The sequence below is a fragment of the Kitasatospora sp. NPDC054768 genome (assembly GCF_053612025.1).
This window is the reverse complement of record NZ_JBSHBN010000093.1, coordinates 19601-37615: the sequence shown is the minus strand read 5'-3', so window position 1 is coordinate 37615 and position 18015 is coordinate 19601. Positions and strand designations below refer to the sequence as shown.

Sequence of the window (18015 nt, the reverse complement as noted above, 5' to 3'; positions counted from 1 at the left end):
TACCCCGCCCCCCCCCCGGCCCCCCCCGCGCCCCCCCCCCCCCCCCCGGCGGGGCGGGGGCGGCGCGTCCCCGGCACGGTCATCGCGCTCGGCGCGGTCAGCCTGGTCACCGACGTCTCCTCGGAGATGGTCACCGCCGTGCTGCCGCTCTACCTGGTGCTGGGCCTCGGGCTCTCGCCCCTGCAATTCGGCTTCCTCGACGGGCTGTTCAACGGCGCCACGGCGGTGGTCCGGCTGCTCGGAGGCAGGCTCGCCGACCGCGGCGGCGGCCGGCACCGGACCGTCGCCGGGGCCGGCTACCTGCTCTCGGCGCTCTCGCGGCTCGGGCTGCTGCTGGCCGGCGGGGCGGCCGGCGGCATCGCCGCCGCGCTGGCCGCCGACCGGCTCGGCAAGGGCGTGCGGACCGCGCCGCGGGACGCGATGATCTCGCTCAGCGCACCGCCGGAGGCGCTCGGCCGGGCGTTCGGCGTGCACCGGGCGATGGACACCACGGGGGCGCTGCTCGGACCCCTGGTGGCGTTCGCGGTTCTGTGGGCGACTACGGACGCGTACGACGCGGTCTTCGTGGTCAGCTTCGCCATCGGGCTGTTCGGCGTGCTGGTGCTGGTCCTGTTCGTCCCGGCGGGGGCGGGGGCGGGGGCGGCGCCGGGGGCCGGGGTGGCCGGGGCGGTGGTAGCGGCCGCCGAGTCGACGCCCACCGAAAGGAGGAGGAGCAGGGCACTCGGCGATCCGGTATTCCGGCGGGTCGTCACGGCCGCCGCACTACTGGGGGCAGCGACGATCGGCGATTCCTTCCTCTACCTTCTGCTGCAACGCGGCCTGGACCTGCCGCCCCTGCTCTTCCCGTTGCTGCCGCTCGGCGCTGCGGCCGGCTACCTGCTGCTGGCCGTACCGGCGGGCCGGATCGCGGACCGGACCGGGAGGCGCATTCCGTTCCTCTGCGGGCACGCCGCGCTGCTCGCCGCCTACCTCACCCTGATGGCCCCGCCGGGATGGCCGGTGGCCTTACTCGTCCTGGTGCTCCTCGCCGTCTTCTACGCCGCCACGGACGGCGTGCTGATGGCACTGGCCGGGCCGGTGCTGCCGCTCGACGGCCGCGCGAGCGGCCTCGCGGTGCTGCAGACCGGCCAGGCGCTCGCCCGGCTGGTCGGTGCGGCCGGCTTCGGTGCGGCCTGGACGTGGTGGGGGCCGCGCCCGGCCCTGGCGGTGGCCGCACTCGGGCTGGCCGCCGCACTTGTCGCAGCATGGCGGATCCTGCCGGAGAGGGAGGCCTCGTGAAGGCGCGTCCAGTGGTGCTGATCGCAGCCGCTCTGGTACTGCTGGGCGGTTCGCTGGGGTACGTGCTGCACGCCCGGCAGCGCAACGGCGGGCAGCGGCTCGTCGCCGCGGAGAGCTCGTTCACCCTGGACGAGCCCGGGCTCTACTACCGGGACACCGCCAGCGGGCGGGTCGCCCGCAGCCCGGGGGTGCCGGACGGGCCGTCCTGTGTCCGCTTCCACGCCGGGGGAGACCGGGCCCTGTGCCTGCGGGCGCTGCCCGGCACCCCGGCACGTACCCAAGCGGTGGTGTACGACCGACGGTTCACCGAGCTCCAGACGGTGACGGTGCCCGGGATCCCGAACCGGGCCCGGGTGTCGGCCTCCGGGCAACTGCTTTCCTGGACCACCTTCGCCGTGGGGGACTCCTACGCGGCGGGTACCTTTTCCACCCGGACGTCGATCCTGGACCTGCGCACCGGCTACCTGGTCAAGTCGGTCGAGTCCATCCCGCTGACCGTCGACGGTGCCCGCTACCACGCCGCCGACGTCAACTACTGGGGCGTCAACTTCGCCTCGGACGACAACCGTTTCTACGCCACCGTCTCGACCGGCGGCCGGACCCACCTGGTCGAGGGCGACCTCCGGGCGTGGTCGGCCCGCACACTGCGGGAGAACGTCGAGTGCCCCTCGCTCTCGCCGGACGGTACCCGGATCGCCTTCAAGAAGAAGGTCTCGGCCGACCCGGCGGCGCCCTGGCGGCTCCACGTCCTGGAACTGGCGGGACTGCGCGAGCACCCGCTGGCCGAGTCGCGCAGCGTGGACGATCAGGCGGCCTGGCTCGACGGGGAGACGCTCGGGTACGCGCTGCCGGCCCAGGACGGGAAGGGCACCGACGTCTGGAGCGTGCCGGCGGACGGCAGCGGGACGCCGCACCTGCTGGTGCCCGGCGGTTCGTCGCCGGTGACCGTTCCGGCGGCGTCGAAATGACCCGGCGGCCGGCGCCGCGCAGCCCCTACCGCTCGGTGGGGTGCTCGGCGGCATCACCAACCCCCACCGCGGAGCCCCGCGACGGCGCCCGCGGCCTACCGGCCTGGACGGCGTCCGTTCCGGCCGCTCGTTCAGCCCGCCCTGACCGGATCGTTCCGCATCCAGGCCCGATGGGGTCTTCATCCGGGCACCCCGCGGCGGTGAGGATCGAGGCATGACCAACGCACTCCTCGTCATCGACGTCCAGGAATCCTTCCGCCGCCGCGAGAACTGGGCGGCCGTCTCCAACCCCGGGATCGTCGGGCAGGTTGCCCGGCTCGTCGAGCACGCCCGGGCCAAGGGCGACCTCGTCGTCTGGGTCCTGCACGCCGAGCCCGGTACCGGGACGGTGTTCGACCCCGTCCTCGGTCACGTCCGCCTGATGGAGGGGCTGGTGCCGATGGAGGGTGAGCCGGTCGTCACCAAGACCTCGCACAACGCGTTCACCACCACCAACCTGCAGCAGCTGCTCACCCGGCAAGCGATCCGCGAACTGGTGGTCAGCGGCATTCGCACCGAGCAGTGCTGTGAGACCACCACCCGGGTGGCGGCCGACCTCGGCTACGCCGTCACGTTCGTGGTCGACGCGACCGCCACCCATCCGATCGAGCATCGCGACGCGCCGGCCGGGCGTAGTCTCGACGAGATCCTCGCCGATCCGCGCACGCTCTCCACGGAGGAGATCATCGCCCGTACCGAGTACGCTCTGGCGGGCCGCTTCGCCACCGTCACCACTGTGAAGGAGTTGACCGGATCGTGACCCGCGTCGTCTTCCTGCTGGTCCCGCAGTTGCACCTGCTGGACCTCGCCGGGCCCGCCCAGGTGTTCTCGACGGCGGCCGACCACGGGCTCGGCTACGCGGTCGGCTACGTGGCCGAGCAGGAGGACGTCCCCACGGCGCAGGGGCTCACGCTGCGGGCTTCCGTCGAGTGGCCCCGGCTCACGCCGGACGACCTGATCGTGGTCCCCGGTTGGCGGGCGTCGACGCTGCGGGCACACCGGGACCTCTCCCCGGCGACGCTGGAGCGGCTGGCCGCCCACCACGCGGCCGGCGGTACGGTCGCCAGCGTCTGCGCGGGCGCGGACGCGCTCGGCCGGGCGGGGTTGCTGGACGGGCGCCGCTGCACCACGCACCACGACCTCCAGGACGAACTGGCTCGCCGCTACCCGAGGACGGTGGTAGTGCGCGACGTGCTGTACGTGGTGGACGACCGGGTGGTGACCTCGGCCGGCATCGCGAGCGGCATCGACCTGGCCCTGCATCTGGTCGCCGTCCGGCACGGGCCGGCAGCGGCCGCCCGGATCGCCCGGGAGATGGTCGTCTACGCGCGCCGCAACGGCGACGAGCGGCAGGTCAGCGTGATGCTTCGGCACCGCGCCCACTTGGTCGACGCCGTCCACCGGGTGCAGGACCTGATCGACGCCCGCTTCACCGCCCGGCTCAGCCTCGCCGACCTCGCCGGCGCGTCGGGCGTCAGCGAGCGTACCCTCACCCGCCACTTCACCGAGGCCACCGGACTCACCCCGCTGCGCTACCAGCAGGAACTGCGCGTCGAGCGGGCAGAGCACCTCATCGCGCACGGCGCCACCACGGAGGCCGCCGCCCGCGCGGCCGGCTTCCAGGACGCCCGGATGCTCCGCCGCCTGCGCGCCCGCGCCGGAGTCGTCCACGCCGGTGCGGTCCGCGGCGTGGACGGGCTGGCGGAGTGCGTCAACTCCTCCGTCGGATAGTTGACTTGATGAGAGCCAGTGCCTTTCGGTCAAGGTCTTGCCACAATGACAGCCCGTTCGACGGGCCGAGGGTTACCACCAGCGCTTCGGCCTCGTCCACGTCGACTTCACCGCCCAGCGCCGCACCCCGAAGGCCTCGTAGGCCTGGTACCGCGACCTGATCGCCACCCACCGGGAGCGGTGTCAAAGGTAGTTGGTCGCCAGGGCGGGACGGAGCGGTCCGGGCTGATACACCGTGGTCAGGCTGCGCCGACCCTGGGATCGGGCTGGTGGGTCCGTGGGGTCAGGGCGCTCATTCGCCCTGACCCCACAGCCTACTGAGGCTCGGGTGCGCTCAATGGGCTGCGGCCGATGAGTGCGTTCATCGCATGGAGGGCTGCTCGCCTGCGCTGGGGCTTCCTCGACCATACGGCCGGGCAGACCACTCCGAAGAAGAACAGCAGACCAACCGCCAAGCCCGGAGCGGCGGAGATTATGGCGATGGTCGTGTTGCCCTGGAAGCCCGCCACCATCGGGCCCGCGGTTGTAGCGGTCATGGCCGTCGGAGCCAGCCAGCGGGACGGACGCCCGGGTGCGCTGCCGCCTGGCGGGTTTGCCGATTCAGTGGACACGGGACCACCCGCACCCCGTGCATGCGTGCCTTCGACCATGCTTCTCCTTCTGGCGGCGGTGGCACCACGCCTTGCCGCCATGGAGCGACCGGTGCCTGGCGAAGACGATAGCGCATGGCTTTGGAAAAGTTTGGACGCTTTTCTTGGGTGATCTTGGTTGTTCTTGGAAAATGATGGACCATGCACTAGCCTGGGGCCATGGCCGCATCAGTGGAGGAACTCGAACAGCGCCTCACGGTTCTGCGCGCCCGACTGAGGGAGTCGCGACGTGCCGGCGATTCGACCGCCGGCGCGCGGATCCGCAAAGAACTACGTGAGGTTGAGGCGGAGTGGGAAGCCGCGCTGGACGCGGAGGAGTCCCTCCAGGGGTCGCCTGCCGTGACGCCACCGGTGCAGGTCGAGCAATGGTCGCCCAGTCTGCCCGGCCGTGGGGCTGTCCCGGTGCGCGAGCAGGTCTACCAATCACTGACGATCCTCGGTGCGCCCGCCTCGCCGAAGCTCATCTCCTCGGTGTACGAGGCCTTCTTCTCCGAGTCGCTGGTAGCCACCAAACTCGCCTCGCTACGTCGCGATGAGGAGCGTTCCTTCGCTGTGCAGGGCTACTCCCGCCCCTACTACATCTGCGCCGCGATCAACCACGACCGCCTCACCGCGGCCCGTGGCCTGCTCGCGGTCTCGGTCTGGTCGTTGGAGCAGCGCCTGATCACTCCGCTCAGCCCGCGTGCCGACTTCCTTCGGCACGCGATCGGGACGGCCGAGCAGATCCAGCGCCTCGGCAACGCGGGCAACCCGCCGTCCGAGGCGGCATGGCGGCTGCTGCGCCGCTTCGCGCTCACGATTCCGGGCGCCTACAGCGAGTCCTCGCGGCCCGACCCGGAGCGGGTGCTCTCCGCCGCGCGAGCCGAGGCGGAGGTCCACCGAGGCGAGGGAAGCCGGGAGCGGATCGATGCCGCTCGCCGTGCACGCGAACAACTCAGCGACGTGCAGCAGCTTTTCGGTGCGAGGGAACTCCACAACGCCCTCCGCGGCGGGGGAGGGGTCCTGTAGTCGCGGGGTCCTGTATTCGCATCGGAACCTCAGGAGATCGGCGCCACCCCGGAACGAAGAGAGGCCATGCCTTCCCATTCACCCGAGCCGTCCGACCGGTTGGCTCAACTTCCCGGCGCGCGGCCGCCGTTGGCGTACACCGCCCGTAAGATCACCGCGCTGACGGCGAATCCGGCCTGTGCCCGGCGGTCCGTCCTGGACGCCTCGGGGGTCGACAAGACCGCTCTGGCCCGGCGGTTGGGCCATGAGCCGCGCTTCGGCCAGTCGCCGTTCGCCATAGCGCGGGAGGAGGCCTTCAAGGCCACCGTGCGCTGGGGCTCGTACGCCGAACTGATCCGGCTGCTGCGGGAGGATCTCGGCGTACCGGTCGACGAGGCCAAGCTCCAGGACCTCGGCGAGGTCGGTGGGATCACCTCGCTCGAACCTCGGGAGCGGGAGACACGTCGTGTCATCGAGCGGATCGCCGCCGGTGACGAGGAGCGGTTGATCCTGCAGAGCCCGGTGCTCACCGTGGAGGTGGCCGGCCGACTGGCCTACCTGGAACCCGATGCCCTGACCCACCGGATCAACGGCAGGTTCCATGTCGTGGCTATCAGGTCGTTCCCCGTGATCGACGGCCAGGCCGATCCGACCGCCGTCGCCCAGACCGCGAAGCAGGCCTCCGTGTACGTGCTGGCCCTGCGGCGCGCGTTCGCGGCCGCAGGGCTGGATCCGGAGCAGATCGCCGGCACCTTCCTCCTGGTCTGCCCCAAGGACTTCTCCAACCGGCCGTGCCTCAGCCAGATCGACCTGCGCCAGGAACTCGCCGCCCTCGACTTCCAGCTGAACCGGCTGCGGCGCGCCGAGGACCTGGCGCGCGGCCTTCCGGCGACGGCGACCCTCGACATCGACCGGGACCCGGCTGTGCTCCGCGAGTCGGTGGAGCAGCTGCCCGCCTCCTACGTCCCCGACTGCCTCTCCTTCTGCGAGATGGCCCACCACTGCCGCGACGAGGCCGACACCCACGGATACCCCGCCCGGCTGGGCGGCACCGTGCGGAACGCCCTGGCGGGCATCGACTCCACCAGCACTGCCCTTGCCCATCTCGACGGCGTTCTGCCGCCCGGCGAGGAGAACGCCGAGACCGTCGAACTGCTCATCGCCGCTGACCGGCTGTTCCGGCTGCGCACCGAGGAGACCGCATGAGCATGCTTGCCACGGTCGCGACGCTCCGCGCGACCCAGACCGGCAGGGCCCAGCCCCTGGCCACAGTCCGGCACCACCACCTGGACGACCGCCCGTTCGTCCTGGTGCCGCTGACCCTCGCCGGGGAGGCCTGTGCGCCGCTGGCCGCACTGGCAGGCACCGACCCGGACCATCCGACCCTGCTGACCGTCCGCCGGCCCAGGGACCGGGTCCAGCGGTTCCGGTTCGTCGAGGAGCTGGCCGCCCTGATGCTGCCCTACGTGGAGGGGTGTCAGACGGAGGCCGAGACCTACACCGTCGGCAGGGGTGAGAAGGCGGAGGAGCATGAGCGGTTCTGTCGCGCACCACAACTGCTGGTCCCCAACGGCGAAGGCATCGCCTACGTCCGGCGGCTCGGTCGGCTCACCCGGCTGCGCAGCGCGGACGGGCCGCATGCCGTTCACCCGGACGTACCGACGCTCGGCAAGTGGCTGACGTGGTTCGAGGGCCGGGCGGAGTTCCCCGGGTCGAGTGCCATGCTCGCCGTCAGCCGGGTGCTCACCGCGCACTGGGCGACCGGCCAGAGTTCCGCGGAGGACTCCCACCTGGCGGCGCTGGTCGCCTGGATCGATCCGCCTGAAGGCCGTACGGGGGCGGAGACCGCCCGGGAGGCCGAGAACCCGCTGGTCTGGCCGCCTGCCGGACCTGCCACGGATACCGGGTTCGACGCGGTCCTCGACGACCTCCTCACCCGCTTCGCGGAGGCCGAAGGGCGGGTGCGGGAGCGGTTGGGCGAGCGCATCGACCGTGCCCTGTGCGATCAGTTGCGGCCGACGTGGGACCTGGTCTGGCGGGGCGTCGGCCTGGCGCGCGCCCTGCCCGAAGGAGGGCACGTCGAGGAACGGTGGACCAGCGACCGTCGGCGGTTCTCCGACTACGCGGCCTATCTGGAGGAGCACGGCCACCCGCAGGGCAAGCGCGACCGCGCGGTGGGCGCGGCCCGGCGGCTGGGCATGCTGGAGGACGACACGTCCCGCTACCAGACCCAGCGGGCCTACGACGACCCCCTGGTGATGGCGGAGTACGAGCTGAGCGGAGAAGCGTTCAGTGGCACGGTCGTCGCCCGGGACGAGAGTCGGTTCGTGCCCGGTGCGAAGTCCCCGCGCTGGCGTCCGACGATCACCGTGCGCAGCGAGCGTCTGGTGCGGCTCACTGTCGGGACCAAGGTGACGTCGCCCGGCCGTCTGCGGCAACCGGCCGCGATCATCGACCTCACCCCGCACGAGGGGGTCCATCTGGTGACCGTCGAGCTCTCCGGCGGCTTCGCGAACCAGCGCAAGCCGCCCGCCCCGGAGGCCACCCTCGCCGAGATCGGCGAGACGGTGACCTACACGACACTCGGCGTCGACTCCAGGCCGGCGAAACTGCCCGCCGAGGAGAACACCCCGTGGACCCACGGAGGCCCGCCGGTGCCCTACGAACCGACCGACCAGGACGCCGAGGAGGAGTGGGCGTGAACGACACCACGACGGTGGCGGCTGCGATCCCGGCCGCGCGTACCCCCGCCGACGAGGCGAGGGGCCCGGGGGTCCGGGCCGACCGTGCGGTGGCCGGGATCCTGGCAGACCTCGACCGACCCACCGGGCGGGGCGTGGTGGTGGACTCCCCTCCCGGCGCCGGCAAGTCCACCCTGGTGAAGCGCGCCGCCGGGCACCTCACCGGCGCCGGCCACCAGGTGATGATCGTCGCGCAGACCAACGAGCAGGTCGACGACCTGGTGGACAACATCGCGCGGGAGTACCCGGAACTGCCGGTGGGCCGCCTGTACGCGAAGGACTTCGCCCTGCCGGAGCGCGTGAGCCGGCATCCCAACGTCTCCGGCGACACCGGGATCGACACCTTGCGTCAACTGCCGGTCGTGGTCTCGACTGCCGCCAAGTGGCGGCACGTGGACGCGGAGAAGTCCGGGACCTGGCGGTGGGCGATCATCGACGAGGCCTACCAGATGCGTTCGGACGCCCTGCTCGCGGCGGCGCCGCTGTTCGACGCGCCTGACTCCCAGGTGCTGTTCGTGGGGGACCCCGGTCAGCTCGACCCGTTCGCGACCGTGGACACCGACCGGTGGCAGGGCCTCAGCTGGGATCCGCTGCGCAACGCCGTCGATGTCACGCTCGCCCACGAGCCCGACCTGCCGCGGCACCAACTGCCGATCTCCTGGCGGCTTCCCGAGATGGCCGCGCCCCTGGTGGCGGAGGCCTTCTACCCCTACTACCCCTTCGAGTCGGGCACCACGGCGAGCGACCGCGTGCTGACCTACGGGAGCGTGCCCCATCGGGCGACGTCGCAGGATCCGGTGCTCGCCCGGGCCGCCGACTCCGGCTGGGGCTACCTCGAACTCCCGGGGCGTCACACCCTCGACCACGATCCCCAGATGGCCGAGGCGCTCGCCGCGACGGCATCCCGCCTGCTCGAACGAGGCGCGCTGGTCAACGGTGAACCGTTGGTGCAGGCCCGGATCGCCATCGGCGCGGCGCGGACCATCCAGGTGGACGCGGTGCGGGCCAGGCTGACGGAACGAGGCCTCACCGAGATCACCGTGGACACCGCCAACCGGCTCCAGGGCCGGGAGTTCGACGTGACCCTGGTCTGGCACCCGCTCTCCGGCCGCCCGGACGCCTCCGCCTTCCACATGGAGACCGGCCGGCTGTGCGTCCTGCTCTCCCGGCACCGGTTCGCCTGCATCGTGGTGGCCCGCGCCGGGATCACCGACCTCCTCGACCGGCACCCCCGAAGCAGCCCGATCCACCTGGACGTCCCGCCCAAGTTCCCGGATGGCTGGCGTGCCCACCAGGTGGTCATGACGCACCTGGAGCGCCCCGAGCATCGGACCAGGCTGCATTAGGAGCCGGTCGAGGTCGAGCGTCGGTGTGTCACCAGGGTCAGGGAAGGGGAGCCGTTGCGCAGGGTGCCGCCGGAGATGTTCCGGTTCACGACGGGGGACAAGGCCGAACTCTACGGTGCGATCCTCCAGGCCTTCGGAGCGGCCAACGAGCGGTTGGAGACCGCTCTCGGGCTGGAGGAGGTCCGCACCCGGCTGCGGACCGTCGGCTGGCTCAACGCGGTCCATGACGACGACCTCCAGGAGGCGCTGCGCAAGCTCAGGGAGTGGCAGCTGCTGGATGTCGTCCAGAACCACGCGGAGAACTACCGCACCGCCGAGGAATACGAGCGCCGCAACCTCCAGTACTCGCTGACCCGGCGCGGTGAGGCCGCGTTCGCCGGGGTCGAGCACGCCCTGTCCGTGCTCGCCTCGACGGGGGCGCTCCAGACGGCGGTGCTGGAGGCGATCACGGACCGGCTCGACGAGCTGTACGGGCTGCTGGGCGACTCCACGTCCTCGGACCGTCGGGTCTTCACCACGCTGCAGGAGCTGGAGGGCCACCTGGAGGCGCTGCTGGCCAACACCAAGGCGTTCAACGGCGAGTTGCAGCGCCTGCTGCGCGCCGAGGGCGTGGACCTGGCGACCTTCCGGGAGGTGAAGGCCGCGACGGTGGCCTATCTCCAGGAGTTCCTCGTCAACCTCGACCAGCGGGGTCAGGCGGTGGCCTCCGCCGTTGAGCGCGTCGAGCAGTGCGGAGTGAGCCTGCTGCACGCGCGGGCGCTACGGGGCGCCGAGCTGCCGCCGGTCGCCGACGGCGATCCCGCGCCGGCCTGGCTGGAGCGGCGCCGGGCGCGCTGGGAGGGGCTGCAGGCCTGGTTCCGGCCGGCCGACGGGGCGCGGCCCCGCGTGGAGCAGCTGCACGACGTGGCGCGGCGGGCGATCGTGACGCTCCTGCAGGTCCTTGACCGGATCACCGAGTCACGGCGCCGCTCCTCCAGTGCCGTCCAGGACTTCCGGGAGCTGGCCCGCTGGTTCGCCGCGGCGCCCGGCGAGGACGACCTGCACCGCCTGTGGTCGGCCGCCTTCGGCCTCGGTCCGGCCCGTCACGCCCATCTCGCCCACCCGGACCCGGAGTTGGTCCCCTCATCGGGCAGCTGGGCCGAGGCTCCGCCGGTGGAGGTGTCGGCCCTGCTGCGCACCAGCGGCCGCACCGAGCGGTTCACCCGGACCGGGAAGGTGCGCGACATCGGCGGGATCAAGACGGCCCGGGCCGAGCGGGCCCGGAAGGAGCGGGCCGAGCTCGAAGCCGCCTGGGACGTCCTGGCCACTGACGGTCCGGTGCGGCTCTCCGGCTTCGGCACGCTGGACCACGCCGTCTTCGAGCGGCTTCTCGACCTCCTTGGCCGGGCGCTTGCCGCACGACCGGACGGCAGCGGTACGCGCCGGGCGGTCACCTCCGACGGCCGGGTCGAGATTCTCCTCCGGCCGCTGCCCGACGGTGGGCGGGCCGTCCTGCGGACACCTCGGGGGAAGCTGGAGGGACCTGACCACCTGGTGGAGATCCACAGCGCCGGCAGCACACGGGAGCCCGCCGGGCGGGAGGCAGGATGAGCACCCTTGCGAACCAACTGGTCCTGGCCGAGCGGCAGGACGTCGCCCGAGGCATCAGGCTGCTCCTCGGCCGGCCGCTGATCACCGAACGCGGAGACCCGTCCGCCTTCGAGGTGATCCGCCGTCGGCAGGACCCGTTGACGAAGTGGTTCGACTACCACTGCGGTTGGCAGCTGGTGGTGGAGCCGCGTCTGGGGTACGCGCGCCTGCTCAAGATCCGGACCGTCCCCGACGCCTCGCGCCCCGCCCGTCGACTGCGGTCCGGCAAGGCCCCGTTCGACCGCCGCCGCTACACCCTGCTGTGCGTCGTCGCGGCCGAGCTGCTCCCGGTCCCGGTGACGACGGTCGGCCTGCTCGCCGACCGGGTCGTCCAGGCCTGTGCCACCGACGAGGCGCTGCCGCCCTTCGACACGGCGAGCAAGCCCGAGCGCATGGCCTTCGTGGACGTCCTCAAGCTGCTGGAGGCGTACGGCGCACTCCTCACCGTGGACGGCCTCACGGAGAGCTTCGTCGACTCGGCGAAGGCCAAGGTCCTCTACCGGGTGGATGCCACCGTACTGATGCGTCTCCTCGCCGCACCCGTCGGGCCGTCCCGGCTGGCCGTGTCGGCGGAGGACGTACCGCTGCGCTTCGAGGAACTCCTGCGGGGCACGGTACGCGAGAGCCGGTACGGTGGCGCCGACGCCTCCGATGCGCAGCGCAACCTCCGGCTGCGGCACGCGGTGCTGCGTCGGCTCTTCGACGATCCCGTCCTCCACCACGACGAGCTCGGCGCCGACGAACTGGCCTACCTCACCTCGCCGACCGGGCGGCAGATCGTCCGGCGCGCCGCCGAGCAGGGCGGTTTCGTGCTGGAGGAACGGGCCGACGGCCTGCTGCTCGTGGACCCGGACGGGATCGCCACCGACAGCCGCTTCCCGGACGACTCCGCGACGGCCCGTGTGGCCGCCCTGCTCCTGCTCGAACCGTTGACAGCCGCTCCGGACGGGCTGACACCGGAACAGCTCGCGGTCGAGGCGAACGAACTCCTGCGGCGCTTCCCGCAGTGGGCGAAGACCTACCAGTCGGAGGACGGCGCCCAGCGCCTCACGGCCGACGCCGTGCGCATCCTCGGCGACTTCGGCCTGGCCCGCCGGGTCGGTGACCGCACCGTTCCCCGGCCCGCGGCGTTCCGGTACCGGACCACCGTGCCCGACGGTCCCGCAACCTGACCAGGGAAGACTTCCGATGACCGTGACACAGTTCCCGCAGCGCTCCGCGTTCCCGACGGCGGCCGCAGCCATGCGGTGGCAGCCTTCCAGGGCCGGCATCCTCAATGTCTGGCGCTACTACGACGAGGTCTTCACCTTCCACGAGGGCCGACTGCTCCTGCGGGGGCAGAACGGAACCGGTAAGTCGAAGGCGCTGGAGGTGCTCCTGCCCTTCCTGCTCGACGCCAGCCTGCGACCCAACCGGCTGTCCACCTTCGGTGGATCCGAGCGCACCATGCACTGGAATCTGATGGGCGAGGGCGCCTCGGGCAAGACCCGCGTCGGGTACGTGTGGCTGGAGTTCGTCCGCGACGACGGAGAAGACGACGGCGGTCCCGGCTGGTTCACCTGCGGCGCCAGACTCCAGGCCAGCGTGCACACCACCGGTGTCACCGTCGACTACTTCACCACCGGCGCGCGGATCGACCGCCCCGGCGGTCTCTCCCTGGTCAACGACGCGGGCCAGCCGCTCACCCGCGCCGCGCTGGCCGAAGCCCTGCAAGGCCGGGGCGAGCTGCACGGATCACCGACCGACTACCGCAACACGGTCCGGAGCACGCTCTTCTCCGGGCTGAGCGAGCAGCGCTACGACGCCCTGATCACCGCGCTGCTCCAGCTCCGCACCCCCAAGCTCTCGGAGCGCCTGGATCCGTCGCTGCTGTCCTCCCTGCTCTCGCGGGCCCTGCCCCCGCTCGGCCAGGGCGAGATCACCGAACTGGCCGAGGGCTTCGAACGTCTCGACCGCCAGCGCGAACACCTGAAGGCCCTGGACGACGAGGTGGCCGCGGCCACCGCCGTCGCGAACCAGCAACGCGGCTACGCCCAACGCGTCCTGCGCGCCGGGGCGGCGGCGCTCATCTCCGCGACGACCGAGATGGACAACCTCGCTCGCATCGCCAGGGAGAGCGGGGAGGCGCACGCGGAGGCCGTGCGTGAGCGCGACGGGAACAAGCGGGCGCAGCAGGAGCTCGAACACGGACGGCAGGAGACCGAGGGCGCCATCGAGGGGCTGCTCGACTCCGAGGCCTACCGGCAGGGGCAGGAGCTCGACCAGCTCCGTCGCAGGAGCGACCAGGCCGCCCGGGCCGCGGCCCGGGCCCGCACCGCCGCCGACCGGAGGGTTCGGGCGGCCGACGAGGACGCGGGGCGTGCCGACGATGCGCGGCTGCGTTCCGAGCAGCGGGCCGAACACACCCGGGCCGCCCGGGAGGAGGCGCGGGGCGCGGCGCGGCGAGCAGCCATGGAGTCCGTCTGCGCCGAGGTGCAGACGGTGCTCGGTGCCGCACCTGGTCCGTCCGGGGAAACAGAGGAGCAGGGGCGTACGGCGCGCCGCCTGCTGCGCGGTGCGGTCGTCTCGCGGCACCGCCAGATCGGCGAGGTCCGCGCCGCCGTGGAGCGCCATGAGCGTTCCCTCGCGGACCGGACGACGGCGGAGCAGCACCTCGACTCGGCGCGCGAACGGCTGGCCGGGGCGACCGCGAAGCGCGAGGGGAACGCCCACGCCTACGAGGTCGCCGTCGACGCCCATGCCGCCCTGTTGCGCCGTTGGGCGACGGACGACTGCGCGGAGCTGTCGATCGACGACGCCCAGGAGCTCGCGTCCCGTGCCGCCGTCGAGACCGACGTCCTCGTGCTGGTCGAAGCCGCCGCCCGGGCGGCGGAGAGTTCCATCACCGCCGACGAGACGACCGCCCGCGCCGGCCGGGACGACGCCCGTGCCCGGCGTGACCGGGTCGTCGGGGAACTGGAACGCACCGCGGCAGCGGTCGATCTCCCGCCGGTTCCACCGCGGACCCGCACGGCCGACCGGTCGGTCCTGCCGGGGGCACCACTGTGGCGACTGCTGGCGTTCCGGCCGGACGTGCCGCCCGCCGATCAGGCAGGCATCGAAGCGGCCCTGGAAGCGGCCGGCCTGATCGACGCCTGGATGGCTCCCGACGGCGGCCTCGTCGTCACCGGACACGACACCCTGGCCGACCCGGCAGCGGCCGTGCCCGCACCGGGTCCCTCGCTGCTCGACGTCCTCTCTCCCGAACCCGACGGCCCGGTGCCGCCGAGCCGGGTGCAGCGGCTGCTCGCAGGCATCGCCTACGGTCCCACGCTCCCGACGGGCCACCCGGCCGCCGTGGCGGCCGACGGAAGCTGGCGGCTGGCGACGGCGGTCGGTTCCTGGACCAAGGAGGAGTCCAGCCACATCGGCGCCGCGGCCCGGGAACGCGCCAGGCAGCGGCGGATCGCGGACCTCACCGCCGAACTGGCCGAGGCCGACACCACCGTCACCGGGTACGAGACGCGACTGCGTTCCCTCGCCGACCGCCGGACGCGCCTCGGAGCCGACCTCCGCTCCCGGCCGCACCACCGGGAAGTGGAGCAGGCCAAGCGCGTCTGGGAACGGTCCGAGTCCGAGGTGGGCGCGCGCGAGGACGCCGTACGCGAGGCCGTCGAACGGCTCGCGCGACAGGAGGAGGCGGTCGCGGACGCGCTACGCGCGCTCGCCGTCGCCTCGGCCGAGCACGCCCTGCCGACCGAACGCGCCGCCCTGGACACGACCGCCACGGCCGTCGACGCGCTGCGTGAACAGGCCGACGTCTGGCTCGACTCCCACCTGGCCTGGACGGCCGCCCAGCACGCCTGGAACTCCGCGCGCAGCCGCGCCGAGGCGTCCAGGGGCGCGGCAGCCGAGAGCCTGGAGGAGGCCGAGACCGTCGAGGCCGCCGCCCGCGGGCTCCGATCCACGCTCCGGGCGGTCGAGAGCACCGTCGGCGAGGACTACCGCCAAGTGGCCGCCCGCATCAGTGACTTCCGGACGTCCCTCGACCGGATCCGCCGCGACATCGAATCCGGAACCCAGGCACTTCTCACGCTCGAAGGCCGCATCGGTGCACTGGGTGCCACCACGACCCAGGACGAGGCCCTGCACGAGAGGGCCGTGGTGGCCCGGAACGAGGCAGCCCGCAGCTTCCGGCACCTGTGCGTCCTCGGATTCCCCGAGGACGCGGGCCTCGGCCTCGTCCTCACCTCCGTGGACGGCACTCGCGCGACTCTCGAAGCCGCACGCGAGACCGCTGCGGCATGGCCCAACCTGCCGCACGGCACCAGGAACCTCGGCGACTCCCTGAACCGCCTCTCCGAGGCCGTCCACCGAGCCCGCCAGAGCCTCAGCAGCCGTGCCGACCTCGAACTCGAAGCCGAGGAGGACATCCACGTCCTCACCGCCACCATCGACGGCATCCGCGTCGGCGCGACCAGCCTCCTCGCCATCCTCACCGGCGACCGTGACCGCAGCCAGGACGACATCACCGCCGCCGAACGGAGCCTCTTCGACCGAACCCTCACCGGCGACACCCGCCGCCACCTCGCTTCCCGGATCCGCCAGGCCGGTGAACTCGTCGAGCGGATGAACGGCCACCTCGAACGGGTCCGCACCGCCTCACGGGTGGCGGTCCGTCTGGTGTGGCAGATCCACCCCGACCTGCCCGCCGGCACCCGGACGGTCCGTGAACTGCTGCTCAAGGACCCGGCCCGGATCACCGAAGCCGACCGCGAGGCCCTGCACGCCTTCTTCCGGGGCCGTATCGAGGAGGCCAAGACCCGTAACACGGCGGCCACTTGGGAGGAGCAGCTCGCAGAGGTCCTCGACTACACGGCCTGGCACCAGTTCGTCGTCAAACTGGACCGCGCCAACGGCGCCGGGTGGCAACTGCTCACCAAGAAGCTCCACGGCGCACTGTCGGGCGGGGAGAAGGCCATCGCACTCCACCTGCCGCTCTTCGCCGCCGTGGCCGCTCACTACGAGGCGGTGCCGGAGTCCCCGCGGCTGATCCTGCTCGACGAGGTCTTCGTCGGCGTCGACACCGTCAACCGGGGGCAGGTCTTCGCCCTCCTCGCGGCGCTCGACCTCGACCTGGTGCTCACCTCCGACCACGAGTGGTGCACCTACCGGGAGCTCTCCGGGATCGCCGTTCACCAGCTGATCACCGGAGGCGACGGCGACGATGCCGTCACCAGCGCCCGCTTCACCTGGACGGGTGCCGACCTGCTGCCCGACGAAGCCGCCGTGGACGGATCGGCATGACGGGCCGCCATCCCCTCGATCTCCCCGAACTCAGGCCCCTCTGGTCGGCCGTCCACGATCGCCTGTCGACCGGCCGCCCCGTAAGCCGGGTGCGGTCGGGACCGCTCGACGACGCCGGTCGGGAGGCGTTGGCCGACCTCCTCGGACTGGACCGGCTCCCTGGCGTCGAACCGACGATCCCGCTTGCCGGACTCGACCACGCCGTGCTGGAGGTCTGCGGCCGGACCGTCCGGGACGTGGTGGCCGCGATCCTCGGCCCGGTCCACGACCGGGCTGCCGAGCGCGAACGCAAGACGGGCCAACGCGAAGCCTTGTGGGGGTGGCTGGCCGGCCACGACGTGGTCACCGCCCAGCCCGTTCTGCTGGAGTGGGTCGGCCACCTGCGGACCAACGGCCTCGTAGACGGCTCACCCGACCGGACCCGAGGCCTGCTGACCGCCGCGCTGACCGTCCTTCACGCACTCCCGGCCGACGGCGAGCCACTACCGGTCCTCGCCGCCCGCCTCCTCGACGGCGACTCCCACGCCCTCGACGACGGGACACGGCTGTCCTCGATCGTCCTGCGTGCACTGGCGGTGCTGTACGGCACCGACATGCCCGACGCCGCAGAGGGGCGACGCGCACTCTGGAGCCGAGCCGGCGTGGCCGACGACGAACTGTCCGCCACCGTGCTCGCCGTCGGACTGCGGCCCGCGGGGGAAGGCCCGGTCGCCAGGATCTCCCGCATCTGCGCCGAAGCCGGTCAACCGGCCGGCTTCACCCTGGCCCAACTGCGCTCAGCCGGCGAATTCGCCGGTCCCGCAGGACCGGTGCACGTCACCGAGAACCCCAGTGTGCTCGCCCTCGCCCTACGGCGTTTCGGCCGGCGGTGCCCGCCGCTCGTCTGCACCTCCGGCTGGCCCAACACCGCCGTGATCCGCCTGCTGCGCCGACTCGTCGACGACGGCGCCTCCCTGCGCTACCACGGCGACTTCGACGGCGAGGGCATCCGCATCGCGGCTCACGTCATGGCCAAGGCCGGAGCCGTTCCCTGGCGGATGACAGCCGAGGACTACCGGGCCGCCGTGCCCCGGGTTCCCTCGGGCCCCGATCCGGGGCGCCTCACGCCCGCCCCGTGGGACCGGGCGCTCGTCGATTCCATGGCCGACCTGCGCACCGCGGTGGTCGAGGAGGTGGTCGCCGACCTCCTCCTTGACGACTTGACAGGTCACCGACACGGATAGAATGACACCCTGTTCGACGGGCCGAGGGCTACCACCGGCGGTTCGGCCTGGTCCACGTCGACTGTTGGTCTGACCTGACTGAAGGTTCCATACGTCATTTCCCTGAGTGGGAGTTCTCCGCGAAGGAGTGCGCCCGG

The 18015-nt window shown here is 72.4% G+C and carries 12 protein-coding genes and 1 pseudogene; all 13 read left to right on the top strand.

Translation table 11 applies throughout. The features are described 5' to 3' along the window. On the top strand, positions 1-1278 hold a 1278-nt coding region (locus ACWGKU_RS25340; protein ID WP_452191572.1), incomplete at its 5' end, for an MFS transporter. Continuing rightward, positions 1275-2246 carry a TolB family protein gene (locus ACWGKU_RS25335; RefSeq protein WP_400297529.1) on the top strand — a complete coding sequence of 324 codons (972 nt, stop codon included), beginning with the start codon at positions 1275-1277 and terminating at the stop codon, positions 2244-2246. The genes ACWGKU_RS25340 and ACWGKU_RS25335, both read left to right, overlap by 4 nt. 214 nt (positions 2247-2460) lie before the next feature. Continuing rightward, positions 2461-3045, top strand: a complete 585-nt coding sequence (locus tag ACWGKU_RS25330; RefSeq protein WP_401046739.1) for a cysteine hydrolase family protein — start codon at positions 2461-2463, stop codon at positions 3043-3045. Then, entirely contained in the window at positions 3042-4016 is a 975-nt protein-coding gene (locus ACWGKU_RS25325) for a GlxA family transcriptional regulator (RefSeq protein WP_401046742.1), read from the top strand. Before ACWGKU_RS25330 ends, ACWGKU_RS25325 begins: the two co-directional genes overlap by 4 nt. A 64-nt stretch (positions 4017-4080) precedes the next feature. Continuing rightward, positions 4081-4158 (top strand): annotated as a pseudogene (locus ACWGKU_RS25320) (family 1 glycosylhydrolase); the annotation flags it as partial. 667 nt (positions 4159-4825) lie between these two features. Then, positions 4826-5674 carry a hypothetical protein gene (locus tag ACWGKU_RS25315; protein ID WP_452177784.1) on the top strand — a complete coding sequence of 283 codons (849 nt, stop codon included), beginning with the start codon at positions 4826-4828 and terminating at the stop codon, positions 5672-5674. A 66-nt stretch (positions 5675-5740) separates the two neighbouring features. Beyond that, complete coding sequence (locus ACWGKU_RS25310; RefSeq protein ID WP_452177783.1) at positions 5741-6859, top strand: hypothetical protein; 1119 nt, start codon at positions 5741-5743, stop codon at positions 6857-6859. Further along, positions 6856-8355 carry a hypothetical protein gene (locus tag ACWGKU_RS25305; RefSeq protein WP_452177782.1) on the top strand — a complete coding sequence of 500 codons (1500 nt, stop codon included), beginning with the start codon at positions 6856-6858 and terminating at the stop codon, positions 8353-8355. The genes ACWGKU_RS25310 and ACWGKU_RS25305 overlap by 4 nt, the downstream gene beginning before the upstream one ends. Beyond that, positions 8352-9740 (top strand): AAA family ATPase, encoded by a 1389-nt coding sequence (locus ACWGKU_RS25300; RefSeq protein ID WP_452177781.1) that lies wholly within the window; start codon positions 8352-8354, stop codon positions 9738-9740. Before ACWGKU_RS25305 ends, ACWGKU_RS25300 begins: the two co-directional genes overlap by 4 nt. Positions 9741-9815: 75 nt before the next feature. After that, complete coding sequence (locus ACWGKU_RS25295; RefSeq protein ID WP_452177780.1) at positions 9816-11330, top strand: TIGR02677 family protein; 1515 nt, start codon at positions 9816-9818, stop codon at positions 11328-11330. Beyond that, complete coding sequence (locus tag ACWGKU_RS25290) at positions 11327-12541, top strand: TIGR02678 family protein (protein WP_401043360.1); 1215 nt, start codon at positions 11327-11329, stop codon at positions 12539-12541. The genes ACWGKU_RS25295 and ACWGKU_RS25290 overlap by 4 nt, the downstream gene beginning before the upstream one ends. 16 nt (positions 12542-12557) lie before the next feature. Further along, positions 12558-16655: a TIGR02680 family protein gene (locus tag ACWGKU_RS25285; protein ID WP_452177779.1), complete on the top strand. Its 4098-nt coding sequence runs from the start codon at positions 12558-12560 to the stop codon at positions 16653-16655. After that, the gene (locus tag ACWGKU_RS25280; RefSeq protein ID WP_452177778.1) at positions 16652-17878 is read left to right on the top strand and encodes a TIGR02679 family protein; all 1227 of its coding nucleotides are present in this window, start codon (positions 16652-16654) and stop codon (positions 17876-17878) included. Before ACWGKU_RS25285 ends, ACWGKU_RS25280 begins: the two co-directional genes overlap by 4 nt. The last annotated feature ends 137 nt before the right edge of the window (positions 17879-18015 follow it).